Below are 26,810 nucleotides of genomic sequence, written 5' to 3'. Positions count from 1 at the left end.
GCGTTGTCCGTCTCGCGTCCACGACAAATCCGCACCGTTATGCCAGACGACTCCTAAGCCGGGACGAGATGGGAGTCCTCGAGAACAAGGCGCGAGCACGCCTCTTCTACAAGTACCTCTCGAAGGTGTACGACCAGGTGAACCCGTTCATCTGGGACGAGGAGATGCGCGCGGAGGCGCTCTCGATGGTCGACATCGAGCGCGACGACCGGGTGCTCGACGTCGGCTGCGGGACGGGATTCGCCACCGAGGGGCTGCTCGAACACACCGACGACGTCCACGGGCTCGACCAGTCGGTCCACCAGATGGAGAAGGCGTTCGAGAAGTTCGGCAAACACGACAAGGTGAAGTTCTACCGCGGTGACGCCGAACGGCTTCCCTTCAAGGACGACACGTTCGACGTGGTGTGGTCCTCGGGCTCTATCGAGTACTGGCCGAACCCCGTCGACGCGCTCGTGGAGTTCCGCCGCGTCGTGAAGCCCGGCAACCAGGTGCTCGTCGTCGGACCCGACGACCCCAAGTCGACGGTGTTCCAGAAGCTCGCCGACGCCATCATGCTCTTCTACGACGAGGAGGAGGCCCAGCAGATGTTCGAGGAGGCCGGCTTCGTCGACATCGAACACCGCGTCCTCCAGCGTCAGCCGGGGTCGCCCCGCGCCATCGTCACCGTGGCGCGCGCCCCCGATGAGTGAGGTGAGCGACCCCCACCGTCGAGTCACGACGCCGTCCGCGTCGACGCCTCGGCGACCAGCGCGTCGTCGACGTACACGCGAACGGTGACCGTCCCTCCGGCTTCGAGCGTCGGCTGGTTCGTCCCGGCGACGCGGACGCTCGCCGTCTCACCCGCCGCCCATCGCGGGTCCGCGGCGCTGTTGAACGGCCCGGTCGGTCCGGGGTGAAACCCGCGTGCCGAGAAGAACGGGACCGGTGGCTGATGTGCGAGCGGTTCGCCGTCGACCGTCACGACGAGCCGAAGCGCCGTGACGTCGAGCGCGTCGCCGCCGCGGTGGGTGAGCGCGAGCGAGTCGCCGTCGACAGCGAGCGACAGCGAGACGCGGGGCGAGAGGTCACCGGAGACGTCGTGACCGCTCGCGAGGACGGCACCCGACACGGTGGCGGCGAGGCAGAACGTGACGAGGACGAGGACGACACCGGCGAGGGGAGCGAGTCCGCGGGCGTGAGGCGTGGAGCGGTCGAGCATACGTCTGGGTCAGGTGCCGTTGGGCGCGTCCCCGTACTTGAATACTCACACGGGGACGTCGGACGATGCTCGGGGCCTGGTCCGACGCACGGACGGCGTCGTTCGACGGTCGAGAGGCGGTTGGCGACACGTCGACGGGTGACAACCGACAGAGAGGCGGCTGTTGCCAGGTGCGCGGACAGTCAGAGCGACTGGGAGGTGCACACGACGAGAGACCTGAAAGCGGTTCGAGAGGGCGCGATTCGCACGCCGTTTCGGGGGCTGTGTCGGGTATGGAAAGCGTTTTGACGTCACGATGAGGAGAACGAACGCACATGCGGAGCGCCGCGCTCACCCTCGCCCTCCTCATCATCCTCTCCGGCGCGGCACCGGCAACAGCCCTGGTCCCTCCCGGTGTCGACGACGGACAGGAGCACGCACCAGCGGCCGCGTTCGCGACGGCACCGGCGGTCGCGCAGGTCGAATCCGACGCCCTGCCGTCGACCGCGATACAGGTACAACTCCGGAGCGACACCGACGCCCGGTGGACCGTCACCTACCGCTACCCGCTCACCGGCGCGGACGAGATCGAGGCGTTCCGCACGCTCGGCGCCGAGTTCGAGAACGGCCAGACCGATCTCGGGCTCGACGCCAGTGTCTTCCGTAACCTCGCGACGGAGGCCGCCGAGTCGACCGGCCGGAGTATGGTGATCCGGGACGTCGCGCGCGAGGCGACGGTCGAACGGAACGCGACAGTGGCCAACGGGACGGTGACGGCGGCACCGACGGCGACGCCGACACCGGAGAACGAGACCGCGGCGGGCGTCCTCCGGCTGTCGTTCACCTGGACGAACTTCCTCGAACGGACCGACGACGGCACGCTCCAGCTCGGAGACGTGTTCAGAACCGGCGACGGCGGCACGTGGCTCTCGTCGCTCGGCGACGACCAGCGGCTCACCATCGTCACCCCGCCGGGGTACGTCATCAGCCGCACGAGCTTCCCCATCCAGCAGCAGAACGGCTCGCTCATCATCGACGGGCCGCGCGAGTTCTCCGAGGCCGAACGGCTCTCCGTCACCTACCGCGCGAGCGACCAGGCGGAGTTGCCGTGGACGCTCATCGTCGGTGGCGGCGTCGCAGCCGTCGTCGTCGTCGCCGTCGCGTTCGTCCTCGTCCGCTCGCGCGACACGAGGGGAGGGGGCTCGCCCGAGCCGTCGACCGGCCAGGCGATGACGAACGGCGGCGAGTCAGCCGAGGAGCAGGGTGAGACCGGGAGCGGAGGCGGGGCCGAGACCGGGACGGGAGCGACGCCCGAACCGACGTCACCCGATGGGGCTACGGCCGGACCGGTCGCCGGAGCCGGCGACGACGGCGAAACGGCCGGCGACGAAGGGGACGAACCCGACCCCGAACCGGACTTCGACCTGCTCTCCGACGAGGAGCGCGTCGAGTACCTCCTCGAACAGCGCGGCGGCCGGATGAAGCAGGCGAACATCGTCAAGGAGACCGGTTGGTCGGACGCGAAGGTGTCACAGTTGCTCTCGTCGATGGCCGAGACGGGGCGGGTCGAGAAGCTCAGACTCGGCCGCGAGAACCTCATCTCCCTCCCCGACGAAGGCGACGACGACGGCGACGAGTAGGACGAGGAGGGCTGAGACGCGGGTCGGCTACTCGACCGAGAACTCGACCTGCACGGCCTCGCCGTCGGTCGCCGACCGCCCGACGGTGAGGGTGAACGCGCCCGGTTCGACCGTTCGTTCCCCGCCCGAATCGACGACGCCCATCGCCGCCGGGTCGACGGTCAGTTCCACCCGCGTCGACTCCCCACCGTCGAGTTCGACACGCTCGAACGCACAGAGTTCGCGCACCGGCTTCGCGCGCGAAGCGTACTCGTCGTGCAGGTACGCTTGGACGACCTGCGTTCCCTCCCGAGCGGCGGTGTTCTCGACGGTCACGGAGACGGTCACCGGGTCGCCCGCGGCGACAGTCGTCTCCGAGAGCGAGGGGTCGTCGAGGGCGAAGTCGGCGTAGCTCAGCCCGTGACCGAACGGATAGAGCGGGTCGTACGACGGCGGGTGCTCGTCCTCCCCGATGGGGCGGGGGTGCCGAACGTAGTCGTGGTGGACGGGGAGGTGCGCCGCCGACCGGGCGAACGAGACGGGGAGCGCGCCGCCCGGTTCCGCCCCGAAGAGGACGTCCGCGAGCGCCCGGCCGCCCTCGGTGCCGCTCGGCGGGGTGAACAGCGTGGCTGAAAGGTCGGACGCCCACGGGATCGGTAGGGGCCGCCCCGCCGAGAGCACCAGCACGGTCGGCGTGCCGGTCTCGTGAATCGCCTCTGCGAGTGTGCGCTGTGGCTCCGGGAGTTCGAAGTGGTGCCGGGAGGGGAACTCTCCGGTCGTGGTGCCGCTCATCTCGCTCGGGCCGAACTCGTGGAGGTACCAGCCCTCCCCGAGCGCGACGACGGCGACGTCGGCATCGCGCGCGGCGTCGACAGCGGCGTCGATGTCACGCTCGCCGTCGTGGGTCACGCCGGGTTCGTACGCGACGTCTCCGTCGCACGCGTCTTCGACCGCTTCCCGAAGCGTCGCGCCCTCGCTCGGGTCGAGGACGCTCCAGCCGCCGACCTGCGCCGTCAGGTCGTCGGCGTTGGGCCCGGTCACGAGAACGTCCTCATCGCCCAGGAGCGGGAGCACACCGTCGTTTTCGAGGAGAGAGACGCCCTTGCGGGCGACTTCGGCGGCGAGGTCGGTGTGGTCCGCGCGGCGGAGGACGCTGTCGAGGCGGTCGGGGTCGACGAAGGGGTCTTCGAACAGGCCCAGGTCGCGCTTGAGCGCGAGGACGCGACGCACCGCCTCGTCGAGCACCGCCTCGTCCAGTGTACCCTCCTCGACGAGTTCGACGATGGCCTCCGCGTGGCGCGTCCCGTTCACCGAACCGATGTCGACGCCGGCGGAGAGCGCGTCGCCGACCGCCTCCTGTGAGGTTTCGGCCGTCCGGTGGTCGGCGTGGAGCATCTCGACGCCGTTCCAGTCGGAGGCGACGACGCCGTCGAAGCCCAACTCCTCCCGGAGGAGGTCGCGGAGGTAGCGGGTCGAACCGTGGGCGGGTTCGCCGTCGATGGAGTTGTAACAGGGCATGACGCTCCGGACGCCGGCGTCGAGGACGTCGACGAAGGGGGAGACGAACACGCGGTGGAACGTCGACGGCGACACCTCGACGGGCGAGGCGTCCTCGCCTCGCAGGGGGCCGCCGTAGGCGGGGAAGTGCTTGGCGGTCGCGGCCACGCTGTCGGTCGAGTCCAGCGAGTCGCCCTGAAGCCCGCGACCCTTCGCGGCGGCCATCGCGCCGACGAGGCACGGGGACTCGCCGAACGTCTCGAACGTCCGGCCCCAGCGCGGGTCGCGGACGACGTCGCAGGTCGGGCCGTAGTTGGTCGTCACGCCCGTCGCGCGGGCTTCGCGCGCGGTCACCCGTCCGACGTGCTCGGCGAGGTCGGGCGAAAAGGACGCCGCCAGCGCGAGGTTCTGCGGGAATATCGTCGTGTGGTCGACGTAGGCGTGGCCGTGGACCGCGTCGACCGGAATCAGGAGCGGAATCCCGCTCCGCGTCTCCTCGACGGCGTGTCGCTGGAGTCGGTTGGCGACCGCGACGACGTCGTGCGGGGCGACGTGTGGCGACCCGGCCCACCCGAACGGCGTCGCGGAGCCGAGGTGGTGGCTGTCGACGAGTCCCTCGACGTCGTCGACGCTCAGCGGTTCGTCGAGTTCGCCGACGTAGATGCCGGCGCACTGTCCCGCCTTCTCTGCGAGCGTCAGCGAGTCGAGGAGCGCGTCGACGTCGACGCGGCCGTCGTCGTCACGCGGGTAGTCAGCGGCCATGGTCGAAAAACTCACTCAGATACGGGGTAAATCCACCGTTTTATCCGATTCCCCTTTCGAAACCATTTAGCGCTGAGAAGGGGGAACCCTCGACCATGAAGGTTCTCGTCACCGTAAAAGAGGTCGCCGAGGCGGCGGACGACTTCGAGATCGACGGCCTCGACATCGCCCCCGAGTACCTGGAGTACGATCTGAACGAGTGGGACGAGTACGCGGTCGAGGCCGCCGTCCAACTGGGGGAGGACGGCCACGCCGACGAGGTGGTGAGCGTCACCATCGGCCCCGAGCGCACCGAGGAGACCATCCGGATGGCGCTGGCGAAGGGCGTCGACCGCGCGATACGGGTCTGGGACGACGACATCGGGGGTGCGGGGCTGCTCGACGTCGAGACCAAGGCCGAACTCCTCGAAGCCGTCGTCGCCGAGGAGGACCCCGACCTCGTGCTCACGGGGGTACAGGCGAACGACGACGGCTTCGGCGCGACCGGCGTCACGCTCGCCGAGCGGATCGGGTTCGAGTGGGCCGCCGTCGTGAACGACCTCGAACTGGAGGATGCGGTCGCGAAGGTCCACCGCGAACTCGAAGGCGGCGTCGAAGAGCACACCGAGGTCGACCTCCCGGCCGTCCTCACGATCCAGACCGGTATCAACGAGCCACGGTACGCGTCCCTCCGTGGCATCCGCCAGGCGCAGTCGAAGGAGATCGCCCACCAGACGCTCGCGGACCTGGGGCTCGACGCCTCGACCGTCGAGAGTCCCATCGGGATGACCGCGATGTACGAACCCGAGACGGAGTCGGACGCGACCATCTTCGAGGGCGACGCCGAGGAGACGGCCGTCAAACTCGCGAGCGTCCTCCGCGAGAAGGGGGTGGGCGCGGAATGAGCGTCCTCGCAGTCGCCGACCACCGCCGGGGCGACCTCCGCGACGTGAGCTACGAACTCGTCACGGCCGGTCGGGAACTCGCCGAGGCGCTCGGCGAGGAACTCCACGTCGCGGTCGTCTCCGGCGACGTCGAGTCGTTCGCCAAAGACCTCTCGCTCGACGGCGTCGACACCGTCCACACGGTCGACCACGGCGAGGAGTTCAACCACGACGTGTACGTGCAGGCGGTCGAAGCGCTCGATTCGGCGCTCGAACCGACGGTCGTCCTGATGCCGAACTCGGTGAACGGGCTGGACTACGCCCCCGCCGTCGCCTCGTCGCTCGGCCTCCCGCTCGTGAGCGACGCGGTCGCGCTCGAATGGGACGACGGCCTCACCGCGACGCGGGAGATGTACGCCTCGAAGGTCGAAACGACGGTCGAGGTGGACGCCGACCGCGTCGCCGTAACGGTCCGCGGCGGCGAGTGGGAACCGACCGAGGACACCGGGTCGCCCGCGGTCGAAGCGTTCGACCTGACGGTCGACGAGTCGCGCGTCCGCTCGCGCGTCACGGGGTTCGAGGAGGTCGCCGGCGGCGACGTCGACATCAGCGACGCGGACGTCCTCGTGTCGGTCGGCCGCGGTATCGAGGAGGAGGAGAACCTCGAACTCGTCGAAGAACTGGCCGACGCGCTCGGCGCGACGCTCTCGGCCTCCAGGCCCATCGTCGACAACGGCTGGCTCCCGAAGAACAGGCAGGTGGGTCAGTCCGGAAAAGTCGTCACGCCCGACGTCTACCTCGCGGTCGGTATCTCGGGCGCCGTCCAGCACGTCGCCGGCATGAAGGGCTCCGACACCATCATCGCCATCAACACCGATCCGAACGCGCCCATCTTCGACATCGCCGACTACGGTATCGTGGGCGACCTCTTCGACGTGGTGCCCGCGCTCACCGAGCAGTTCCGATAACGGTCGGGCGGTCTTTTGGTCCGGGGGTAGCGCCGTTCCAGTGAAACCGGCGACGCCGACGGGTCGCCTCGCGCGTCGAGTGGGATACGACGCTACTTCACGTCCTCGCCGAAGACGAGCACGTAGCCGTCGCGGTCGCGGACGGCGAACTCCTTCATGTCGTACTCCGCTTTGACCACCGGGTCGTACACGATGTGAGCGTCACGCGTCTCGAACTCGGCGAAGAGTTCCTCGACGTCGGCCACCCAGACGTACGCGTCCCAGCCGTGTTCGTCTGCCCCGTTCGGCCGGACGTCCTCGGGGTCCGCCGCCTGGTCGAGCATGACGCGAACCTCGTCGCGGAACGGCATGCAGAACGACGGCGGTTCCCCAGAGTCCGTCGTGGCTGAAGCCGAGTCGGTCACGGTAGTACGCCGCCGCGGCCTCGACGTCACTGACCCGAAACACGGGGGCTGTTTCCGAAAGCTGTTCACCGGTGATGGCGACATCGGATGCCATGACAGAAGCTCGCACAGAGAGGGGATAACCCTGAGCCAAGCGCGCGGAGTGAAAGTGATAGTGGAAAGCGCACGCGCCGGGCGCGGGGACCTCGCACAGCTATGCGGTCTGAGAGCGTATCACACGTGAACGGGTGAGAAACGAATGTCACGTGCGAGGCGAGGGGAGACCGGTGACGCGTTCGACGACCTCCGGCAGCGGATTCGCGGGACGGTGCTCGGACCGACCGACGGCGGGTACGACGAGGCGCGGTCGGTGTGGAACGCGATGGTCGACCGGCGACCGGGCGTGGTCGTCCAGCCGACGGGGGCCGCGGACGTGATTCGGGCGGTCGACTACGCCCGCGAGAACGACCTGCGTCTCGCGGTCAAGGGCGGGGGCCACCACATCGCGGGGCACGCGGTGTGTGACGACGGCCTCGTGGTCGACCTCTCGGGGATGACCGCCGTCCGCGTCGACCCCGAGGAGAGAACGGCCCGCGTGAGCGGCGGGGCGACGATGGGCGACGTGGACCACGAGACGCAGGCGTTCGGCCTCGCCACGCCGGGGGGCGTCGTCTCGACGACCGGCGTCGGCGGCCTCACGCTCGGCGGCGGGTTCGGCTGGCTCTCGCCGAAGTACGGCCTCGCGGTCGACAACCTTCGCTCCGCAGACGTCGTCACGGCGGCCGGCGAACTCGTCCGCGCGAGCGAGACCGAGAACCAAGAGCTCTTCTGGGCGCTCAGGGGAGGAAGCGGCAACTTCGGCGTCGTCACCTCCTTCGAGTTCGACCTCCACCCGGTCGGGCCGACGGTGCTGTTCGGCCCGGTCGTCTACCGGTACGCCGACGCCGCGGACGCCCTCGGGAACTACCGCGAGTTCGTTCGCGGCGCGCCGAGAGAGTGCTGTGTCTGGGTGGACAGCCTGACCGCCCCGCCGCTCCCCTTCATCGCCGAGGAGTACCACGGCACGCCGGTTCTCTCCGTCGTAGTGTGCTACGCGGGCGACCCCGACGAGGGGCGGGACGTCGTCGCCCCGCTCCGCGAATACGGCGACCCTATCGCCGACGCGGTCGGTCCGACGCCGTACACGGCGGTACAGCGCACCTTCGACGAGTTGTACGCGACGGGACTGCGGAACTACTGGACGTCGGCGAACTTCACGGAGCTGACCGACGGCGTTGTCGACGCGATCGTCACGCTCGCCGAGCGCCGCCCGACGCCGGAGTCGGACGTGCTCGTCCACCAGGTGGGCGGGGCGATAACCGACGTCGCGCCCGACGCGACGGCGTACCCCCACCGCGACGCGCGGTTCGTCGTCTCGCCGGGGGCGCGCTGGTCGGACCCGGCCGACGACGACCGGTGTCTCGCGTGGATACGCGACTGCCGGGAGGCGCTGGCGAAGGAGTCGACCGGCGGGACGTACGTGAACTTCCTCGCCGGAGACGAAAAGCGCGGACGGGTGGCGTACGGCGACAACTACGACAGGCTCAGGGAGATAAAAGCCGAGTGGGACCCCGAGAACCTGTTCCGGACGAACCAGAACGTCGAACCGGTCTGAGTGTCGCGTCCGCCGTCCGTGCCGCCGCTCGGCCGGCGCACCAGTCAGTCAGTCGGTTAGTCGACTTCGATGGTGACGGCGTCCGCGTCGGCCGAGTCGTCGGCGGCCTCGGCCAGGTCTTCGAGCGCCAGTTCGAAGTTCCGGACGTTGGCCTTCCAGAACGCGTCGAACAGCGTCCCGAGGACCGGGACGGAGCCGACGCCCACGTCGACCGCGATGTTGCCGAGCATCCGGAGCAGCGTGCTGTAGGAGACGCCGAGGCGGGCCGACTCGACGACGATGTAGAACGAGAAGGCCGCCGAGACGACGTCGCCCGCGACGGGGAGTGCCCCGAGGATGGGGTCGAGACCGATGCTGAACTCCGTCCCGGGAATCTCGACGCTCTCGTCGAGCAGTTGACTCACGAACTCCATCCGCCGAATCGCCTGCTCGTCGACCGTCGGTGGGAGGTCGAAGTCGAGGTCGTCGTCGAACGCGGCGTCGACGTCGGGAATCGGGTCACTCATGCATTCGGTTGTCGGCCCGGTCCCTGATGAAACTGGCCCGTGCACACGCAAGCCCTTCCGTACCGACGCTGGGTCTGTGGACTCCGCCGCGGATATCTAGCTCCTCACACCGGTCCGGCGAGCCTCTCGGTTCCGTTACCTACTTGCCTCCGCCGTCCTGAGAGCCGCCAATGGAGTATCTGGAGCGCCGGGTCGGGCTCGTGAACGACCGGCTCGAAGAGGTGGTCGAGGCGGTCGACCCGCCCGAGCTGTCCGACGAGCTCGCACACGTGGCGCTCTCCGGCGGGAAGCGCGTCCGCCCGGCGGTCACCATCCTCGCGTGTGAGGCAGTGGGCGGCCAGCCCTCGCAGGCCGTGGACTTCGCCGTCGCCGTCGAACTCGTCCACAACGCCTCGCTCGTCATCGACGACATCATCGACCGCTCGGGGGTCAGGAGGGGAAAGCCGAGCGCATGGGCCGAGTACGGCTACGGCCCGGCCATCATCTGCTCGGACGGCCTCCTGGGCGAGGCGTTCGCGCTCCTCTCGGTCGACGACCAGGCGACGCAGATCGTCTCCGAGGCGATGGTCGAACTGAGCGAGGGCGAGGCCACGGAACTCGTGGCCCGTCCGACTACCGACGACGAGTACATGACGCTCGCCCGCCGGAAGACGGGCGTGCTGTTCCGCGCGGCGGCCGAACTCGGCGTCGTCGCGGCCGGCGGCGACCCGGTGACCGTCGAGGCCTTCGGCGAGTACGCCGAGCGCGTGGGGGTGGCCTTTCAGATCCGCGACGACGTCCTCGACGCCACCGCCGACGCCGACGACCTCGGGAAGCCGACCGGCCAGGACGAGGCGATGGACCGCCCCTCGCTGGTGCAGGTGACGGGCATCGAGCCCGAGGAGGCGAACGACCGCGCCAGGGCGGAGGCCGACCGGGCGCTGAACGCGCTCGACAACGCCGACCCCGAGGAGACGGCGGCGCTGGGGTATCTGCGCGACCTCGCGGAGTTCGTGGTCGTCCGCGAGCGCTGAACGAGGGCCGAACGCGCCGGGACCGGGCCGGCCGGCGAGTACTACGCGACGCCGACGACGACCTTCCCGGTCGCGCGGCCGGCCTCCAGGTACCGAATCGCGTCGGGGACCTCCGAGAGCGAGTACCGCCTGTCGACGACGGGGTCGACGTCGCCGGACGCGACGAGGTCGAGCACGCGCGCCAGGTCGTCGCGGTCGGGGTGGAGCACGAACGTCTCGAACCGCCGGCGGCCGACGAGCGAGCGGAGAGGACCGACGAGCAGGGTCGTCAGGAACCGCCGCGTGGGGCCGCCGACCATGACGTAGCTCCCTCCCGGAGCGAGCACGCGCCCGTACTCGCGGAGCGAGTGCGACCCCGCGGCGTCGAGGATACGGTCGTACCGGGCGTCCAGAGTCGCGACGTCCTCCCGCGTGTAGTCGACGACGTGGTCCGCGCCGAGCGAGCGAACCGTCTCCACCTTCGCGGTGCTGCACGTCGCCGTGACCTCGGCCCCCATCGACTTCGCGACCTGGACCGCGAACGTCCCCACGCCGCCGGACGCGCCGTTGACCAGGACGTGCTCGCCCGCCCGGACGCCGAGCGCGCGAAGCGCCTGAAGGGCGGCGACACCCGCCGTCGGGACCGCCGCGGCCGTCTCGAACGGGACGGCGGGAGGCTTCGGTACGAGCGCCGTTTCGGGCACGCAGACGTACTCGGCGAAGCCGCCGAAGCCGTGTCCGGAGAGGTCACAGACGACCGCGTCGCCGGGCTGGAAGTCGGTGACGTTCCGGCCGACGGCGTCGACCCGTCCCGCGACGTCGGAACCGAGGACGGGATGGTTCGGGGCGCGATAGCCACCGTACACGAGGCGGACGAGGAACGGCGTCCCGCGCAGGAGGTGCCAGTCGCCGGCGTTGACCGAGGCGGCGACGACTCGAATCAGGACCTCGTCGTCACCCGGCGTGGGCCTCGCGACCGAAGCGAACGAGAGCACCTCGGGGCCGCCGTATCGGGAGTAGACCACGGCCTGCATCGTGTCGGCATCCCGGGCACGAGGGGAGGCGGTCGGGGTCGGGGACCGCCGCTTCGACTCGACCATCAGGCCGCCTCCGACGTCGCGGTGGGCGACCGAACCCCCTTGAGTACGAGGTACAGCGCCAACACCAGTTCCCCGACGACGGCGGTCACGACGACGAGCGTCGACGCGAACGACCCGTAGGCGGGGAGGAGGAAGAACGTGAAGCTCTCGGTCAGGTAGCCGACGGCGGCGAGGGCGATGAGCAATCCGAGAACCCCGGGGAAGCGGTCCGACCGGAAGAGCAGATAGCCGAGCGCGAGGAGGTGGAATCCGAAGAACACCCCGCCGATGAGGTAGCCGTAGCGGTGGGCGGTGAGAAAGAGCAGGGCGAGCGCGTGCAGTTGTTCGGGGTCGAAGGCGGTCAGGTACGCCGCCCCGCTCAGTAACTGGAGCGCGACGAACTGGTTGAGGAGGTTGATGCTGGCGATGGCGGGATGGGCGACCAGCCGCAACGACGCGGCCACCAGCGCGAGCGTTCTCCCGGCGGGCCTGAGCAGGACGTACAGGAGGACGGCGATGACGGCGTCGGCCGAGAAGGCGACGAGGTCGCTGACGAAGCCGAGTCGGAACAGCCACTCCGAGGCGGCGATGTTCGCGGCCGTCGCCGCCGCGTCACCCGGGACGACGAGCGTGCCGCGCACGTAGCCCTCGCTGAAGCCGGCGGTGACGAAGACGAGGAGGTAGAGCAGCCCCGTGACGCGGGCGACGGTTCTGGGCGATACGGTCTGAACGTGACCGTCGCGAGTGACACCGAGGGGGTCGGACGTTGTGGTGGCCATTGGGTGCGCCTCTTGTTGTCCCGACGGGACGGCACCGACGACGGGAGACGGAGACGAGCGGCTCTCCGGTCGGCGGGGGGTCCGAGAGGATACCGCGTAGAGAGGCCGTCGACCGTCCTAAACGTACCGGGGGCCACGAGGTCGACGTCGCCTCCGTCCGTCACCACCTCGCGGTCAGGACTCGTAGCCGACGGTCGCGCGCCGGTATCCCCCGAACCGGGCGACCAAGTCGTCCGGCTCCTCGACGAACAGCCGTTCGTCGATGGGACGGGCCGCCCGGACCTCCTTGCAGCGTTTTCGGACCTCCGCGGAGACCGGCTTGCGCGGATCGAGCGTGTAGTCCATGGACGTACAACCCGCTCGCGGATGAAGTCGGTTTCTCCGCCGACCGCACGCGTTCGTTCACGCGGACGCGTCGGTTTCGACGCCGGTCGGGAAGCGCGACTCGGCGACGGCGAACGCGAGCGTGCTCAACACGCCGAGGAGCGTCCCGGCCGTGAGCGCGAGCGCGAGGTCGGTCAGCGAGAGGGAGGTGACGCCCGCCACGTCGGGGAGGAAGAAGCCCGAGACGGCGTGGAGGACGACCGCGATGGAGAGGACGTAGAAGGGGGCGTTGAGGTAGCGCCACTTGAATCGGTCGGCGAGGTACTCGTCCGTCACCTGCCCCAGCGAGGAGGTGACGCCGGCGGCGGCGAACCACTGGACAGCCCCGTGGACGACCGCCGCGATGACGATGCCCACCCCGAGGTCCCCGGGGACCGCCGCGTCGACCGCTCGGAGGAGTTCGACGCCGCGCACGCCGCCGACGACCATGAGCGCGGCGGCGACGACGTAGGTGATGAGCGTCGCGCGGCCGGCGTACAGGAGGTTGCGCCCGCGCTCTGCGAGGTCGTCGACGACGGTTTCGAGGCCGAGCCCCCGAAAGAGCGAGTACAGGCCCAGGAGGGCGGAGATGAGGCCTAACACGACGGCACCGGGGACGTCGAAGTACGACGCGATGGTGACGAACGGGTAGATCAACAGCAGGATGCCGAGCGGCACGAGAATCGTCCCTCTCGTCTCGGGGTCGTCGAGCACCTGCTTCATCGTGTAGTACATCGACTCCAGGTCCTGGGCCTGGCGGACGACGACGCGACGGACGCCGTCGATGGGGACGCGCGACCGAATCACGGGGAGGACCGACTCGTCCTGTGCACCGTCGGTGATGACGATGGCGCGGACGTTCTCGCCGGTCTGGAGCGCGGCGAGCACCTCGTCTATCTCCTCGCCGATGGCACGATTGGCCTTCACGTCCGAGCCGTCGATTCCAGTCACGGCAGCGACTTCGACCTCCTCACCACCCTCGGCGAGGAGGTCGTCGTGGGTGTGAATCCCCTGAAAGAGCACGTTGATGTCGGAGTCCTCGGGGTCGGCGGTCGCGAGGGCGACCGCGGCCGCCTCGACGGCGTCCCGGCCGACGACCGGCGTCTCGAAGCCGGTCTTGCGACCCAGGTCGTCGTCGAGGTCGACACAGAGGACAAGCAGCATCGCGGGGAGGTACGTCGTCGTCGTATATCTGTTTTCGGGACGAGGGCGGAATGGGGTCGACACCGAGAAAACACGACGACGAGAGCGCGTCCGGAGCGCCCGGCGGCAGAATTACCTGATGTCCGGCCGAAGCATCCGTGTGTCCCCCGCTCCACCCTCGTCGTCGGCCACCCCTCCGCCGCCGTCGGCTTCCACGGCCGCGGTCGTCCGGTGGCGGTTCGGCCCCGCGACCACGCGGTCGCTCCGACTCCTCGTCTACGCCGCCGTCGGCCTCACCGCCGGGCCGGTTCTCGGGCTGCTCGCCCTCGTGGGTGCGACGCTCGTCCGGAGCGGTGTCGACGTCGCCCTCTTCGCGCTCGTCCTCGCGCTGGTCGTCGGCCTCGGCGTCGGGAGCGGCCGTGCGGTGTTCGCGCTGGGGAGCGCCCCGCCCGAGGTCCACGAGATGGTCCGTGCCCTCTCGCGGTGGGGCGTGGCCGGCGGCGTCCTCTTCGGGGCGAGTCTCGCACTCGTCGGTCTCCGCTGGACCGAGTTCGGCCTCGAACTCCTCGTCGGGAGCGTCGTCGCGGGGTTCGCCGCGCTCGTGGTCGGCGCTGGACTCCAGTCCGAGGGCGTCGTCGACCGGGAGGGGGGAACGCTGGAGTACGGCGGTCACACGGTTCCGCTCGATGCGGTCCGGCGGGTGCACGCGCGAGGGGTCGGTCCGTTCGTGCTGGCGTTCCTCGCGTACCACGCGGGACACGTCGGCGCGTCGACCCCGCGGTTCGCCGTCCTCTCGTCCGAGGCTGTCACCGCGGTCAGGGCGAACGCCGACGGGAACGCGACCGAGTTGGACGCGGGGAGCGGGCACCGACGGCGGTGCGGGTCGTCGCCGCGGCGTTCGGAGTCGCCTGTCTCGCCGCCGGTCCCGTGCTGTGGCTCGTGCTCCCGCCGGAGGGCCGCTTGTTCGTCGGCTATCTCGGCGTCTTCGGCCTCCTCTTCGGCGTCGTGTTCGTCCGGTACGCGCTCGTCGCCTGACGGGGAACGGGCGGTTCTCGTCGTCGCCGACGGTCGCCCCCGTGGCCTCAGTCGTCGGTACTCGCCGCCTGCGGTCGGGCGCTGGCCGTCCCGTGTTCGTCGACGACGTCACGGTACTGCCGGAGTTTGCGGATGAGGACCACCGTGAGTGCACCGTCCCAGAGGACGATGAACGCGAACGTGGTGAGTCCGCTCATCGGGAGCACCTGTGGGAGGACCGTCGAGAGCGAGTTGTACGTCGCGTGAAGCAGCGCGGCGACGGCGATGCCCTTCACGACGAGCGGGCCGTAGTGCTCCTCGTTGAACTTCGCGAGGCCGAGGTAGTAGCCCGCGAACGCGGAGTACAGCACGTGGCCCGGACCGGCGAGCGAGCGGGCCACGGTGGTCGGAACGGTGGCGGCGAGGACCGGGCCCTCGTTCTGGATGGCGGTGAGGGCGTTCTGTGTGATGTAGATGACGTTCTCGATGGAGGCGAAGCCCAGGCCGGCGGCCGCGCCGTACATCGCCCCGTCGACGACGGCGTCGAACTCGGAGCGGTCGTACGCGTACAGGCGGATGGCGAGCCACTTGACCAGTTCCTCACCGGGGCCGACGATGAGGAAGAACAGGAGGATCGAGCCGATAAAGGGGATCTGTCGGAAGACGGTCCCGGCGGCGGTGTTGACGAGCGCCGCGAAACTCGCCAGGAGGCCGCCGAGGACGAACGTGACCGCGAGCGTCCCGACCGGTTCGGGGTCGACGTCCTGCCGGCGGATGTACCAGACCAACAGCAGGGCCGGAATCACCGACACGGCCGAGAACACGGCCAGGAACGGGTCCGTGGCGAACAGGCCGAACGCCACGAAGAACTGTCCGAGCAGTACGAGTGCGGCCAGTGCGACGACGACGACGCGCCAGTTGGACGCGAGCGTCTCGTGTAAGGAGACGGAGAGCCGGTCACCGAGCGTTCGCGGCTCCCACGTCGTCACACCATGCGTGTCGACGGACGAGTCGTCCGAGGACGCGGGCATGTACTTGCCAGTTCGAAACCCAGCCTGAAGAGTTGTGTGCAATCGATTTTGACTGAATCTAAGCCGTAGTGTGCGCATAGACTCGCCGAAATAAAAGCCGGCGGCGCGTCGCGGCAAGTCGCACCGTTTTTGACGCCTCGGACTCGTAGGGAGAGCACTGAATGATCTCGAAGGGCTGTGAGCAGTGCGCCAAGGGTGGCAAGATGGTCATGTTCGTCTACGGCTACTGCGACCAGCGCGACTGTTTCTACTGCCCGCTGGGCGAGAACCGAAAGAACGTCACGCAGGTGTACGCCAACGAGCGCGCGGTCGAGTCGGACGAGGACGTCATCGAGGAGGCCCGACGGATGGACGCGCTCGGTTCCTCTATCACCGGTGGCGAACCACAGGAGGCGCTCGACAGGACGTGTCACTACATCTCCCTCCTCAAGGAGGAGTTCGGCGAGGACCACCACATCCACCTCTACACCGGCATCACCGGAGGGAGAGAGAACATGCGCCGCCTCGCGGAGGCGGGCCTCGACGAGATTCGGTTCCACCCGCCCCTCGAACAGTGGGGCCAGTTACACGGCACGGAGTGGGAGGACATCCTCTACGTCGCCCGCGAGGAGGGCCTGACCCCGGCGTTCGAGATTCCCGGAATCCGCGCCGAGCCCGAGTTCCTGGAGTTCTTAGACGAGGGTGCCGCCGACTTTTGCAACATCAACGAGTTCGAGATGAGCGACGGCAACTTCCGCCGGATGAAAGAGGAGGGATTCGAGCTTCGGGAGGGTCACATGAGCGCGGTCGAGAGCCCGAAAGAGGAGATTCTGGACGTGATGGGCGACCACGAGCGGGTCTACTTCTGCACCTCGGTGTTCAAAGACGCCGCCCAGCACCGCCGGCGGCTGAAACGGATGGCCCGGACCCTCCGCCGCCCGTTCGACGAGGTGACCGACGACGGGACGCTGGTGTACGGGAAGGCGTGGGTCACGGAGGAGGACCTCCGGGCGCTGGGCGTCCCCGAGGAGTACTACACCGTGAAGTCCGAGCACGTCGAGGTGGCGTGGTGGCTCTTAGAGGAGATGATCGAGGAGGGCGACCTCGCCGAGGGCGAAATCGTCGAGCAGTACCCGACCGTGGACGGGACGGTCGTGGAGCGGACGCCCCTGGCCTGAGTCGAACAGGCGACCAGCACAGTGGCGTGGATAGGGTGGACGTGCGTCTCGATACTCGTGGGTGGAGTTGTCGGGAGGCTCGGGTGAGGTGTAGTCACCGGGAGAGTCAGGCGAGACGCGGGGACGACCGAGTCCGGCGAGATGCAGTAGTCGACCGCACGATACACGGGCGCGGTGGACCACAGCCTCCCCCTCCCCAACCGGTCGCTCGCGCACGGAGGCGCGAGCTGACCCTCGCGCGTTCGTTCACTCCCTCCAGTCGTTCACTCTCGCGCGCCGACGGCCAACACAGTACGGTGGCGCGTGACGTCACGCGGTCCCGCCGCGTGACCCACGCGCGAGGGATGAGTGAAGGAACGAGCGACGCGAGTGACTGAACGAATCGGCTGGGGAGGTCTTCGTGAGGGAACGGAACGAACGGCTCGAAGCGGCTCTGCCGCTTCGGTGGTGTGGAAACACCGCGCCCGTGCCCCGCGCGGTGCCCGTCCTGTCGACGCGATGCCTCACGACATCGTCGAGGCGGTTCCTCACGACATCGCCACCGCAGTGCCTCAAACACTGCCGACGCGTTCCGAACACCACCGCAGTCCGGCTCGATTGCCACGAAGAGACCACTGCACGCACTAGCGAAACGTCCCCTGGATGCATCACGACGCCGTCTCGGTCGTATTCCTCGGCACCTCGGTCGTCCGGTTCCCCGACATCTCGGTCGACTCCGCGCCCGCCGAGTCGTTCCGCGGAAGCGCCAGGTGGAGCCACGCCGGTTCCGTGACACTCGTTGCGCCGAGCGCGCCGTACGTCCACTCGAAGCGGAGCCGGTAGCTCCCCTCGACGGTGACGACGGTGAACTCGACCGCCGCCCCGTGGACGAGTCCGCGGTCGCCGACGACGGCGACGAAGCTGTAGTTGTACACCCGGTCCGGGAAGCCCGGCGGCCGACCCTCACCCTCCAGTCGGTAGCGCGTCTCGTCGCCGACGTAGAGGCGTTCGGTCACGTCGGTCGTCGGCGTGGCCAGGTACCGCGTGACGAGCGCCCGGCGGAGGCGGTGGGGGTCGGGCGCGACGTTCCCCGTTCGTCCGTCGACCCAGCGGACGCTGGCCGTCTCGGCGGTTCGCTCGTCGACGTACCAGTCGGTCCCGTCGAAGTAGACCACGCGGGCGAGTCGTCGCTCCTCCCCGGTCTCGAACGTCTCCTCGACGAGATAGCGGTCGCCCTCGACGGTGATGTCGGTGTCCCGCTGCGTTCGGGGCGCGCCCGGGACGCCGTTCTGTGGGCGGTAGCGGTCGGTCCAGAGCGTGTAGTTCTCGCCGAGTTCCCGGTCGTGTGCGAGCGCGAGGGCGGTGAGGTTCGTCACGCCGTCGGGTCCGACGCCGGGAACCGTATCGAGCGACCCCACCGCCGCGGCGTCGCTCTCGTCGGTCGGTGTCGGCGACGCGGTCGGTGTCTGCTCGGGCGTCGTCGCGTCAGCGCCGCCAGGGGGTGCGACGCTCTCGGAGCCGAGCAGCGGCTCCGTCCCGTCGTCGACGAACAGCGCGCCGCTCGCGGCGAAGACGAGAACGACGACGGCGAGGAGGGTGACGACGGTCGTGACGCCGACCGACTCCCCGACGCCGTGCAGCGCCTCGACCCCGTCGCGGACGCGGAGCGAGAGCGGCGGGGCGAGCGCTGCCGGAGGGGAACCAAGGTGCCGCCGGGATATCGACGCGGCGTCCGCCGGGTCGAGCGCGTACCGGAGCATCCCGCGGAGGTCGGCGGGCGTGAGGACGCGCACGTCGCTCGCCTCGACCCACCGCGGGACTGCCTCGAACGCGACGACGACGTCGACCGGGGGCTCCGGGCGAGGCGGACGGCGGAGTCGGCGGGGCGGGAGGGGGTACACCACCAGCGACTCGGCGTGGCGGCGGGCGACCACGACGGCGTCGTCGACGCTGGTCTCGAAGCCGCGGGCGGCCCACAGGTCGGCGACGAACGCGCGGCGCGCCTCGGCGTCGAGCCGTGCGAGATGGGCGTCGACGACGGCGTCGGTCGGGACGGTCACGGCCGTCCCGGGTGGCGCGGCCGCGACCCGACCTGAAAGAGAGAACCGACCGGTCGGACCGTCGGAGTGGTGTGTGTCATCAGTACACACGGAACCAAGGACGGACGAAACATAGAGGCTTCCCCTCCCGCTCTCGGCCCGCCTCGGTGCTCCCGGTGCGCCTCACGCGCGCTCGGGGGCCGTGAGCGCGTAGAAGAACGTCGGCGCGGCGGCGAGACAGAGGCCGACGAGGAGCCACGACTCCATCGCGGTGCCCCGGAGGAGTCCGAGGAGAACGACGAGAACGCCGCAGGCGGCACCGCCGGCGACGAACCGACGACGGGTCCGTCGGGCGAGTCGCTCGCCGCGGGCGCGGGCGTAGAGGCTGCCCGCGAGGAACGACGAGAGCGCCGTCGCCGCCGCGAAGCGCACGCCACCGACCAGGAGGCCGTACGCGAGGAGGCCCACCGAGACGGCAGTCGCGACGAGGACCGTCTGCGGCGGGGTGAGCGGGTTGAGTCGGTCGTCGGCGCCGCCGGCAGTGACGTGGTACGCCGCCGCCGGCAGAACGACGAGCGCGCCGAGGAACAGCGCGTAGGGCAGTTCGGTCGCCACCCGGGAGGGCTCCGTGTCGGCGAGCACCGCGCCGACGAGGACGACCCCGACGAGGACAGCGAGGGCGGAGGTGACCCGTGGCGGGAGGACCGTGGTCGGGTCGGGGCTGTGGGTGATCGCGTAGGCGGCGAAGGGGTAGAGGATGACCACCGAGGTCAACAGCGTGCGGACGACGTCGCCCGTGAGGACGAGACCGGCGACGAGAAACGAGAGGGAGAGGAACGCACCGGTGACGAGTCCGAACTCCGGGACGTGGCGGTTCGTCTCGGGGCGTGCGTCCATACCGGTCGGTAGGCGGAGCGGCACAAAGGCGTTCCGTCCCGCTACTCGGGCCTGACGACCTCCTCGCAGGAGGGGCACTCGGCGAAGACGCCGCGCTCGCCGTTCTCGCGTTCGTACTCGATGAGCACCCAGTTCTGGGGCACCGACCGACCACACTCCGGGCAGTGGCCGAGCGGTGCGGCGTTCGCCGTCACGACCCGCGGACGGCAGCCTGCCGTCCGTGTCGAGTACCGTGTCGTGGCGGACAGTAGTTCGTTCGCGCACAAGGCAGTCGTGTCGTCCAGTTCTCCCCCATCGACCGAACGGATGCGGTCCGGCTACATAACCATTATTCCATGGTACATAATGGTAGTGTAAAAACAGAACCGCGGAGGGGACGGTCGTCGCTCCGGAGAAATCCCCGGGTGGTCTCGACACGCAACGAGGGTCGGAGAATCACGAACGGGGGCGTCGGAGCGCCGTCCGGACAGCGGGTGGATCCGATTCGAACCGGACGAGTGTAGCCGGAAACAAACCGGGACGGACGGGGCGCAAGCGTTTAGAGCGCCCCCCGAGTAGTCCACCGTATGGCCGACTGCCCACTGGCGGACGAGTGCCCGCGGTTCTCCGAGCGCATCGCGGGGATGGGCTGTCAGTACTTCGGCGACAAGGGTGGCGCCGAGTGGTGTGACAGCTACAACATGCCGATCTACGAACTGAAACAGCAGCCGGTGAAAGCCGGCGAGGAGGTGGAGGTGGAGGTGACGGACATCCACGAGAGCGGCGCCGGCGTCGGCCGGACCGACGACGGGTTCATCGTCCTCATCGACGGCCTCCTCCCGGACTGTCGGGCGATAGTCCGCATCGACCGGGTGAAGTCGAACCACGCACTCGCGAAGGAGGTCGTCGAGAAGATGCCGCTCGACCCCGACGAGGAGGAGGAAACCGAAGGCAAAGGCGGCACCGGACGGGACAGAGGTGGTCGCAGTGGCCGCGGGGGGCGAAGCCGTCCGGAGGCGCTCGGGAGCCGCGACAACTTCTGGGGCAAGTAACGGACCACGACCGCCACAGCACGCCACTCGGCCGCCACGCGAACGCGGAACCGACCACCGACCGACTCGTCCTTCCCGCGCAGTCGACGCGCTGTCTTTTTCTCGGACGCCCCGTTGTACTCAGTATGGACGACACGGGAGCCGGGGACGGCGACAGGCCCGGTCTCGACATCGACATCGACACCCTCCTCGACCGGACCGGGTTCGACCCCGAGACGAGCGTCCTGACCCGCCGGCAGGCGGAGGTCCTCCTGCTCCGCGAACGGGGGGTGCGACAGACGACCATCGCCGACCACATCGGCACCTCGCGGGCGAACGTCTCGAGCATCGAGGCGAGCGCCCGTGCGAACGTCGAGAAGGCCCGCGAGACGGTCGCCTTCGCCGAGGCGCTGTCGGCCCCCGTCAGGGTGGAAGTCGACGTCGGAACCGACCTCTACGACGTGCCGAAACTCGTCTACGACGCCTGCGACGAGGCGGGCGTGAAGGTGAATCACACCGCGCCGGACCTCATGAAGGCCGTGAGCGACGCCGCGGGCGAGGCGGTCCAGGGCCGGGAGGTGCGAGACGCTATCCTCGTCGGCGTGACGAGCAGCGGGAACGTCCGCGTCCGACGGTCCGCGGAGCAGGACGGCTGATGAACGGGGTCGGAGCCCTGTACGCGCGGGCGAAGGTCGTCACCGGCGTCGCCCTTCCGCTTCTCGTTCTCTCGGTCGCACTCGTCCGCGTCGACCCAGTACTGCTCGCCGGGGCCGCCCTCGCGCTCGGGACGGTGTTCGGTGTCACCTACGCGTACGCGAACTACGTGGAGTTCGAGGGGCCGACCGAGACCGAGCGGGAGCGGTAGTCAGAACGTCCCCTGTTCTTTCAGGAGCGAGACGACGTCTCTGACCCGCTGCGCCTCCGCCTTCGGCACGACGAGAACCCGGTCGTCCCACGCGACGACGGCGAGGCCGTCGACCCCGGCGAGCGAGACGTGCGGGCCGTCGGAGACGACCACGTTGTCGGCGCTGTCGACGAACAGGGCGCGCTCGTCGAAGTCGTCGCCGTCATCGGTGGCGGCGTCCTCGCTCTGACTTGGGCGCTCGGCGTCGCCCCCCGCCGAGCCGACTCCGTCGCCCGCGTGGACGACGTTCCCCTCGTCGTCCCCCGAGAGCAGGCGGGCCAGCGCGTCCCACGACCCGAGGTCGTCCCACCGCACGTCGAGCGGAACGACCGCCGCGTCGGTAACGCGCTCCATCACCGCGTAGTCGACGCTGGTCTCTTCGACCGCCTCGAACCCCCGTTCGACGTGCCCGTCGTCGAGCGCGCGCACCAGCGGCGCGAGCGGGGAGTCCAGCGCCGCCGCGCGGAACGGTTCGACCCCCCACGCGAACATACCGGCGTTCCACAGGTAGCCGGAGTCGATGTAGCGCTCGGCCGTCTCGGCGTCGGGTTTCTCGTGGAACGCGTCGAGGTCGAAGAACGCCCCGTGGTCGGAGCCGGGTTCGATGTAGCCGTACCCCGTCTCCGGACGGGTCGGGTCGACGCCGAACGCGACCAGTCGACCGGTCTGGTGGGCGACCCGCGCGCCGCGTTCGAGCGTCTCCCCGAACGCCGCGTCGTCGCCGACGGTGTGGTCGCTGGGCAGGACGACCACGACGGCGTCTGTGCCATGGAGTTCGCCGATGCGGTGTGTCGCGTACGCGAGCGCGGGCCCGGTGTCCTTGCCCGCGGGTTCGACGACCACCTCCGCGTCGGGGGCCAGCGCGCGGACGTCGGCTTCGAGTTCCGGGCGAGTGCTCACGACGACGTGGTCGGCGAACGAGGCCCGGTCGACGGTGCGTTCGAGGAGCGTGGTCTCTCCCAGGAGCGGGAGGAACTGCTTCGGCCGGGTCGACCGCGACGCGGGGTAGAGGCGCGACCCCGTCCCGCCCGCGAGGACGAGCGCGACGGTCGTCACCACGTCTCGACGACCCCCTCGCGGACGTCCTCGGCACAGCCCTCACAGTCGGGATGCTCGGGCTCGAAACAGGCGGGACGGCCCTCGCGGTCGACGCGGACGGCCCGGCGTTCGGCGTGGCGACGGCAGACGAGGCGGGCGCGACCCTCGTCGTCGGTCGGGAGGCCGAACGTCGTCGACCAGTCGTGGCCCTCCTGGTAGGCGCGCTTCGCCTCGGCGTAGCGTCGGCCGGCCCGGCGGAACGTCGTACGGACGAACCGCTCGAACCGGTCGTCACGGCCAGAGTCGTTCATCTCTGAACGGAGTGTTGTCGGGGAACGGTTTTGACGTTAGCGACCGGCCAGTCCGAATCTAGTATTAGAATCGATATTTTAACCCCCAGTATCTAGAGGGATACCTCATGCTCGGGTGTTGCGTGGCACCCTCTTGAGGCACAGAGAGTCATGCGACGTAATTCCGCGTTATTCGGCGTCTGTCGCCGTATCAGTATCGTGATAGTGGCGTTTGTAATAGCTATCAGCGTTCCAGCTGGAACCGCTGTAGCAGACTATCAAGAAATAGATAATAATTATTTCGAGAATAATAGAGTATCCGACGAGAGTGTCAGTTACGGACAGGGCCAGGGACAGACTGGTCTTCTCGTGAAACCAGAGAAGCCAGAGAAGCCAGAGAGCCCCGAAGAACCCGAAAAACCTGAACCGCCAAGAGGACCGGAGAAACCCGAAACGCCCGAAGAACCCAAGCAGCCAGAGAAACCCGAGAAACCCGAGAAACCGGAAAAGCCCGAAAAGCCGGAGGAGCCAGAGAAACCCGAAGAACCCGAGAAGCCCGAGCAGCCAGAGAACCCCGAAGAACCCGAAAAGCCTGAACCACCAGAAGGACCGGAGAAACCCGAAAAGCCGGAGGAGCCAGAGAAACCCGAAAAACCCGAAGAACCAACCGACGAGGAAGGTGACAACTTCGCCCACGCCACGGCGCTCAGCCCCGGAGTCACGACAGAGGCCACGCTCGGACAGGGCGACGTCGACGTCTTCAGCGCCGAACTCACCGCCGGAAGCGTGATGACGGCCACGTACGAGTATGACTTCGACGGCGTCGTCTTCGTGACGCTCTTCGGTCCGAACCGACAGCAGATCGAATCGAAGCGCATCGACGGTACGTCGTCCGGCGAACTCTCGGCGACGGTGCCGAGAGACGGGACCTACTACCTCAGGGTGAACGGAATCGAGCAGACGACTGGGTCGTACGCCCTGACACTGACCGAAGCGGACTCGACGGCGTAGACGACTTCGACAGACCGAGAGTGACGGGCACTCACTCGACTCGGTTCTACTTTTTCGAGTCGGACACGACGGACACACGACCGACGGTCGTCCACCGTACGGCGGGCGAAGAGTGCGTTTCAAGTGGTCCGCTCTCGATGCCGAGGTATGGCAAGCGTCCGGTGTCGGGTGATGACGTTCAACGTCCGCTACGACACCGCCGCGGACGGCGAGAACGCGTGGGAGCACCGCCGGGCGCGGGTCGCGAGCGTCGTCCGCTTTCACGCGCCGGCCGTCGTCGGCCTCCAAGAGCCGCTCGAACACCAGTACGCGTACCTCCGCGAGCGACTCCCCGAGTACGCGTGGGAGGGCGCGGGGCGGGTCGACGGCGGCTCGGAGGGCGAACACTGTCCGCTCGGGTGGCAGAGCGCGCGGGTCGAACGCGAGCGACACGGCACCGTCTGGCTCTCGGAGACGCCGGACCGCGCGGGGAGTTCCTACCCGACCGCGAGCAAACCACGGCTCGTGACGTGGGCACGACTCGCGGTCGACGGGCGCCCGCTCGTCGTCTGCAACACCCACTTCGACCACGAGAGCGAGCGGGCACGGGTGCGGAGCGCCCGACAGCTCCGCCGACTGGTCGGGGAACTCGGCGGCGGGAGCGACGCGTCCGACCTCCAGGTACCGGTCGTGGTGCTCGGCGACTTCAACTGCACGCCCGGGTCGAAACCACACCGGATACTCACGGGGACGGGCGGGGACGGGGACGCGGCGGGAGGCGACGACACGGCGGGACCAGTGCTCGCCGACGCGATGGACGTCTCTGAACACCCTCACCACGGGCCGACGGCGACGTTCGAGCGGTTCTCGGGAGAGCCCAGTAAGAAAATCGACCACGTGTTCGTCGCCGGCAACGTCGCCGTGCGACAGCACGCCGTCCTCGCCGACCACTGGGACGGGCGGCCGCCGTCGGACCACTGTCCGGTGGTCGCAGAGCTCGTTCTCGGCGACTGAGTTCGCTCCCGTCACCCGTTTTTTCACTTTCACTCCCCTCACGACAGTTTTTATACTATCGGGCACCAACCGACGTACGCCTCCCATTGAAAACGAAGCGGAGGCGAGTCAACCATGAGCGATTTGCGTACCCACGCGGAAGAGATCGTATCGCAGTTTTCCGACCACCTCGACCTGACGGTCGACGAGGTCGAAGAGCGCCTCGACAACCTCGTCAATGAGTACCGTGTCCCGGTGGACGAGGCGCGTCGGAGTGTCACCAACAGCTACCTCGACGAGGCCGGCATGGAGCGTGACGACCTGGGGCGCGGCGGCTCCCAGGAAGTGACGCTCGGCGACATCGACGCGGACGAGCAGTGGGTCGACGTCACGGTCAAACTCGTCGACCTCTGGGAACCCCGTAGCGACGCCATCTCGCAGGTGGGGCTGGTGGGCGACGAGTCCGGGACGATGAAGTTCGTCGCCTTCACCACGTCGGACCTGCCCGAGTTGGAGGAGGGGAAGTCGTACAAGCTCTCGAACGTCGTCACCGACGAGTACCAGGGGAACTTCTCGGTCAAACTCAACCGGACGACGACCATCACCGAACTCGACGAGGAGGTCGAGGTCGGTGACGATTCGAGCGAGGCCGAGGGCGCGCTGGTCGACATCCAGTCCGGGTCCGGGCTCATCAAGCGCTGCCCGGAAGAGGACTGTACTCGGGTGCTGCAGAACGGCCGCTGTTCCGAACACGGCAACGTCGAGGGCGAGTTCGACCTCCGCATCAAGGGCGTCCTCGACGACGGCGCCGAGGTCCACGAGGTCATCTTCGGCCGCGAGACCACCGAGGAGTTGACCGGCGTCACCCTCGACGAGGCGAAGCAGCGGGCGATGGACGCCCTCGACACGACGGTCGTCGCAGAGGACATGCGCGCCGACGTGCTCGGCCGGTACTACCGAGTGAGAGGCCCGACGTTCGGCCGCTACCTGCTCGTCGACGAGTTCGAACAGCTCTCCGCGCCCGCGGCCGCGGATGCGAGTGCCCTGCTGTCCGACGCGAGGTCGATCTGAAATGAGCCAGTCCATCCCCACCCGCGAAGTCGCCCGCCGCGTCTTCGCCAGCGAGTTCAACGACGCCAGTTACACGTTCAGCGAAAGCGACGACGAGCGCGCGCCCGTCTACCTGCTCCTCCCCTCGGGGGAGAAGGCCAACCGGGTGTTCCTCGTCGGGACGCTAACCGAGAAGGAGGACATCGGCGAGGACTCCGAGTACTGGCGCGGCCGCATCGTCGACCCGACGGGGACGTTCTTCGTCTACGCCGGACAGTACCAGCCCGAGGCCGCCTCGGCGCTCCGTGACCTCGACGCGCCCTCGTACGTGGCCATCGTCGGCAAGCCGCGGACGTACGAACCCGAAGACGGCGACGGCGTCATCGTGAGCGTCCGCCCCGAGTCGATCACCGAGGTGGACGCCGGGACCCGGGACCGCTGGGTCGTCGAGACCGCCCAACGAACGCTCGAACGCGTCCGCACCTTCGACGACGAGGGTAACCAGTACGCCCGGATGGCCAAAGAACACTACGGCGCGTCCGTCGACCGGTACCGCGAGGAGGCCATCACGGCGCTGAGCAGCCTCGACGAGACGGGCGAACTCGACACCGACGCACCGACCGCGTAGGC

The 26,810-nt window shown here is 68.9% G+C and carries 30 protein-coding genes; 16 read left to right on the top strand and 14 right to left on the bottom strand.

What is annotated here, in order from left to right; translation table 11 throughout:
• Positions 1-68 precede the first annotated feature (68 nt).
• Positions 69-692 carry a methyltransferase domain-containing protein gene (locus tag C2R22_RS01160; protein ID WP_103423945.1) on the top strand — a complete coding sequence of 208 codons (624 nt, stop codon included), beginning with the start codon at positions 69-71 and terminating at the stop codon, positions 690-692.
• A gap of 23 nt (positions 693-715) precedes the next feature.
• On the opposite strand, the gene C2R22_RS01155 is transcribed toward C2R22_RS01160, so the two are convergent.
• On the bottom strand, positions 716-1,201 hold the full coding sequence (locus tag C2R22_RS01155; protein ID WP_103423944.1) for a type IV pilin N-terminal domain-containing protein: 486 nt from the start codon (positions 1,199-1,201) through the stop codon (positions 716-718).
• Positions 1,202-1,515: 314 nt separating this feature from the next.
• Here C2R22_RS01155 and C2R22_RS01150 point away from each other — a divergent pair, with 314 nt between their 5' ends.
• A complete protein-coding gene (locus tag C2R22_RS01150) occupies positions 1,516-2,820 on the top strand; it encodes a helix-turn-helix transcriptional regulator (protein ID WP_103423943.1) in 1,305 nt (434 codons plus the stop codon).
• 27 nt (positions 2,821-2,847) lie between these two features.
• Here C2R22_RS01150 and C2R22_RS01145 read toward each other — a convergent pair whose 3' ends face one another.
• Entirely contained in the window at positions 2,848-5,058 is a 2,211-nt protein-coding gene (locus tag C2R22_RS01145; protein WP_103423942.1) for a glycoside hydrolase family 3 N-terminal domain-containing protein, read from the bottom strand.
• Positions 5,059-5,153: 95 nt separating this feature from the next.
• On the opposite strand from C2R22_RS01145, the gene C2R22_RS01140 reads away from it, so the two are divergent.
• Positions 5,154-5,942 carry an electron transfer flavoprotein subunit beta/FixA family protein gene (locus C2R22_RS01140; protein ID WP_103423941.1) on the top strand — a complete coding sequence of 263 codons (789 nt, stop codon included), beginning with the start codon at positions 5,154-5,156 and terminating at the stop codon, positions 5,940-5,942.
• Entirely contained in the window at positions 5,939-6,889 is a 951-nt protein-coding gene (locus C2R22_RS01135) for an electron transfer flavoprotein subunit alpha/FixB family protein (RefSeq protein ID WP_103423940.1), read from the top strand. Before C2R22_RS01140 ends, C2R22_RS01135 begins: the two co-directional genes overlap by 4 nt.
• A 92-nt stretch (positions 6,890-6,981) precedes the next feature.
• Here C2R22_RS01135 and C2R22_RS01130 read toward each other — a convergent pair whose 3' ends face one another.
• Positions 6,982-7,239 (bottom strand): VOC family protein, encoded by a 258-nt coding sequence (locus tag C2R22_RS01130; RefSeq protein ID WP_103423939.1) that lies wholly within the window; start codon positions 7,237-7,239, stop codon positions 6,982-6,984.
• Between C2R22_RS01130 and C2R22_RS24745 the strand changes: the two genes are divergently transcribed.
• Positions 7,238-7,516, top strand: a complete 279-nt coding sequence (locus tag C2R22_RS24745; protein WP_162562327.1) for a hypothetical protein — start codon at positions 7,238-7,240, stop codon at positions 7,514-7,516. The two genes, C2R22_RS01130 and C2R22_RS24745, sit on opposite strands and share 2 nt — an antisense overlap.
• 15 nt (positions 7,517-7,531) lie before the next feature.
• The gene (locus C2R22_RS01125) at positions 7,532-8,926 is read left to right on the top strand and encodes an FAD-binding oxidoreductase (protein WP_103423938.1); all 1,395 of its coding nucleotides are present in this window, start codon (positions 7,532-7,534) and stop codon (positions 8,924-8,926) included.
• A gap of 56 nt (positions 8,927-8,982) precedes the next feature.
• Here the strand turns inward: C2R22_RS01125 and C2R22_RS01120 are convergent, their stop codons facing one another.
• Positions 8,983-9,432 carry a DUF4112 domain-containing protein gene (locus tag C2R22_RS01120; protein WP_103423937.1) on the bottom strand — a complete coding sequence of 150 codons (450 nt, stop codon included), beginning with the start codon at positions 9,430-9,432 and terminating at the stop codon, positions 8,983-8,985.
• Between the two features lie 170 nt (positions 9,433-9,602).
• Between C2R22_RS01120 and C2R22_RS01115 the strand changes: the two genes are divergently transcribed.
• Positions 9,603-10,445, top strand: a complete 843-nt coding sequence (locus C2R22_RS01115; protein WP_103423936.1) for a polyprenyl synthetase family protein — start codon at positions 9,603-9,605, stop codon at positions 10,443-10,445.
• A 41-nt stretch (positions 10,446-10,486) separates the two neighbouring features.
• On the opposite strand, the gene C2R22_RS01110 is transcribed toward C2R22_RS01115, so the two are convergent.
• The 4 genes from C2R22_RS01110 to C2R22_RS01100 form a co-directional block, all read right to left on the bottom strand.
• Entirely contained in the window at positions 10,487-11,524 is a 1,038-nt protein-coding gene (locus tag C2R22_RS01110) for an NAD(P)-dependent alcohol dehydrogenase (RefSeq protein ID WP_216824778.1), read from the bottom strand.
• Positions 11,524-12,282, bottom strand: a complete 759-nt coding sequence (locus tag C2R22_RS01105) for a DUF4386 domain-containing protein (RefSeq protein WP_103423935.1) — start codon at positions 12,280-12,282, stop codon at positions 11,524-11,526. Before C2R22_RS01105 ends, C2R22_RS01110 begins: the two co-directional genes overlap by 1 nt.
• A gap of 174 nt (positions 12,283-12,456) precedes the next feature.
• On the bottom strand, positions 12,457-12,627 hold the full coding sequence (locus C2R22_RS24740) for a hypothetical protein (protein ID WP_162562326.1): 171 nt from the start codon (positions 12,625-12,627) through the stop codon (positions 12,457-12,459).
• A 57-nt stretch (positions 12,628-12,684) separates the two neighbouring features.
• Positions 12,685-13,809: a DUF373 family protein gene (locus C2R22_RS01100; RefSeq protein WP_103423934.1), complete on the bottom strand. Its 1,125-nt coding sequence runs from the start codon at positions 13,807-13,809 to the stop codon at positions 12,685-12,687.
• 139 nt (positions 13,810-13,948) lie between these two features.
• On the opposite strand from C2R22_RS01100, the gene C2R22_RS01095 reads away from it, so the two are divergent.
• Positions 13,949-14,959, top strand: a complete 1,011-nt coding sequence (locus tag C2R22_RS01095; protein ID WP_103423933.1) for a hypothetical protein — start codon at positions 13,949-13,951, stop codon at positions 14,957-14,959.
• Here C2R22_RS01095 and C2R22_RS01090 read toward each other — a convergent pair.
• Positions 14,871-15,833, bottom strand: a complete 963-nt coding sequence (locus C2R22_RS01090; protein ID WP_162562325.1) for a PrsW family intramembrane metalloprotease — start codon at positions 15,831-15,833, stop codon at positions 14,871-14,873. The genes C2R22_RS01095 and C2R22_RS01090 overlap by 89 nt on opposite strands.
• A gap of 161 nt (positions 15,834-15,994) precedes the next feature.
• Between C2R22_RS01090 and C2R22_RS01085 the strand changes: the two genes are divergently transcribed.
• Positions 15,995-16,990: a radical SAM protein gene (locus C2R22_RS01085; protein ID WP_103423931.1), complete on the top strand. Its 996-nt coding sequence runs from the start codon at positions 15,995-15,997 to the stop codon at positions 16,988-16,990.
• Between the two features lie 647 nt (positions 16,991-17,637).
• Here C2R22_RS01085 and C2R22_RS01080 read toward each other — a convergent pair.
• The 3 genes from C2R22_RS01080 to C2R22_RS25795 form a co-directional block, all read right to left on the bottom strand.
• Complete coding sequence (locus tag C2R22_RS01080) at positions 17,638-19,029, bottom strand: hypothetical protein (protein WP_103423930.1); 1,392 nt, start codon at positions 19,027-19,029, stop codon at positions 17,638-17,640.
• Positions 19,030-19,191: 162 nt separating this feature from the next.
• Positions 19,192-19,905 carry a hypothetical protein gene (locus C2R22_RS01075; RefSeq protein ID WP_103423929.1) on the bottom strand — a complete coding sequence of 238 codons (714 nt, stop codon included), beginning with the start codon at positions 19,903-19,905 and terminating at the stop codon, positions 19,192-19,194.
• A 41-nt stretch (positions 19,906-19,946) separates the two neighbouring features.
• Entirely contained in the window at positions 19,947-20,099 is a 153-nt protein-coding gene (locus tag C2R22_RS25795) for a DUF7837 family putative zinc-binding protein (protein WP_216824777.1), read from the bottom strand.
• 372 nt (positions 20,100-20,471) lie between these two features.
• On the opposite strand from C2R22_RS25795, the gene C2R22_RS01070 reads away from it, so the two are divergent.
• The 3 genes from C2R22_RS01070 (at position 20,472) to C2R22_RS01060 (ending at position 21,780) form a co-directional block, all read left to right on the top strand.
• Positions 20,472-20,936, top strand: a complete 465-nt coding sequence (locus C2R22_RS01070) for a TRAM domain-containing protein (protein ID WP_103423928.1) — start codon at positions 20,472-20,474, stop codon at positions 20,934-20,936.
• Positions 20,937-21,061: 125 nt separating this feature from the next.
• Positions 21,062-21,571 (top strand): Tfx family DNA-binding protein, encoded by a 510-nt coding sequence (locus C2R22_RS01065; protein WP_103423927.1) that lies wholly within the window; start codon positions 21,062-21,064, stop codon positions 21,569-21,571.
• Positions 21,571-21,780, top strand: coding sequence for a hypothetical protein (locus tag C2R22_RS01060; protein ID WP_103423926.1), 210 nt, complete (start codon positions 21,571-21,573; stop codon positions 21,778-21,780). Before C2R22_RS01065 ends, C2R22_RS01060 begins: the two co-directional genes overlap by 1 nt.
• Here the strand turns inward: C2R22_RS01060 and C2R22_RS01055 are convergent, their stop codons facing one another.
• Both C2R22_RS01055 and C2R22_RS01050 read right to left on the bottom strand, forming a co-directional pair.
• Positions 21,781-22,875 (bottom strand): mannose-1-phosphate guanylyltransferase, encoded by a 1,095-nt coding sequence (locus tag C2R22_RS01055; protein WP_103423925.1) that lies wholly within the window; start codon positions 22,873-22,875, stop codon positions 21,781-21,783.
• Positions 22,872-23,168 carry a DUF7091 family protein gene (locus C2R22_RS01050; RefSeq protein ID WP_103423924.1) on the bottom strand — a complete coding sequence of 99 codons (297 nt, stop codon included), beginning with the start codon at positions 23,166-23,168 and terminating at the stop codon, positions 22,872-22,874. Before C2R22_RS01050 ends, C2R22_RS01055 begins: the two co-directional genes overlap by 4 nt.
• Before the next feature lie 198 nt (positions 23,169-23,366).
• Between C2R22_RS01050 and C2R22_RS25790 the strand changes: the two genes are divergently transcribed.
• The 4 genes from C2R22_RS25790 (at position 23,367) to C2R22_RS01025 (ending at position 26,808) form a co-directional block, all read left to right on the top strand.
• Positions 23,367-24,158, top strand: coding sequence for a hypothetical protein (locus C2R22_RS25790; protein ID WP_216824776.1), 792 nt, complete (start codon positions 23,367-23,369; stop codon positions 24,156-24,158).
• Between the two features lie 147 nt (positions 24,159-24,305).
• A complete protein-coding gene (locus C2R22_RS01035) occupies positions 24,306-25,151 on the top strand; it encodes an endonuclease/exonuclease/phosphatase family protein (RefSeq protein WP_103423921.1) in 846 nt (281 codons plus the stop codon).
• Between the two features lie 114 nt (positions 25,152-25,265).
• Entirely contained in the window at positions 25,266-26,201 is a 936-nt protein-coding gene (locus C2R22_RS01030) for a replication factor A (RefSeq protein ID WP_103423920.1), read from the top strand.
• A gap of 1 nt (position 26,202) precedes the next feature.
• Positions 26,203-26,808 (top strand): RPA family protein, encoded by a 606-nt coding sequence (locus tag C2R22_RS01025; RefSeq protein WP_103423919.1) that lies wholly within the window; start codon positions 26,203-26,205, stop codon positions 26,806-26,808.
• Positions 26,809-26,810: the final 2 nt, after the last annotated feature.

The organism is Salinigranum rubrum (assembly GCF_002906575.1).
GTDB lineage: Archaea > Halobacteriota > Halobacteria > Halobacteriales > Haloferacaceae > Salinigranum > Salinigranum rubrum.
Note: the sequence above shows the minus strand (reverse complement) of the source record. Positions and strands in the feature narration are given on the sequence as shown.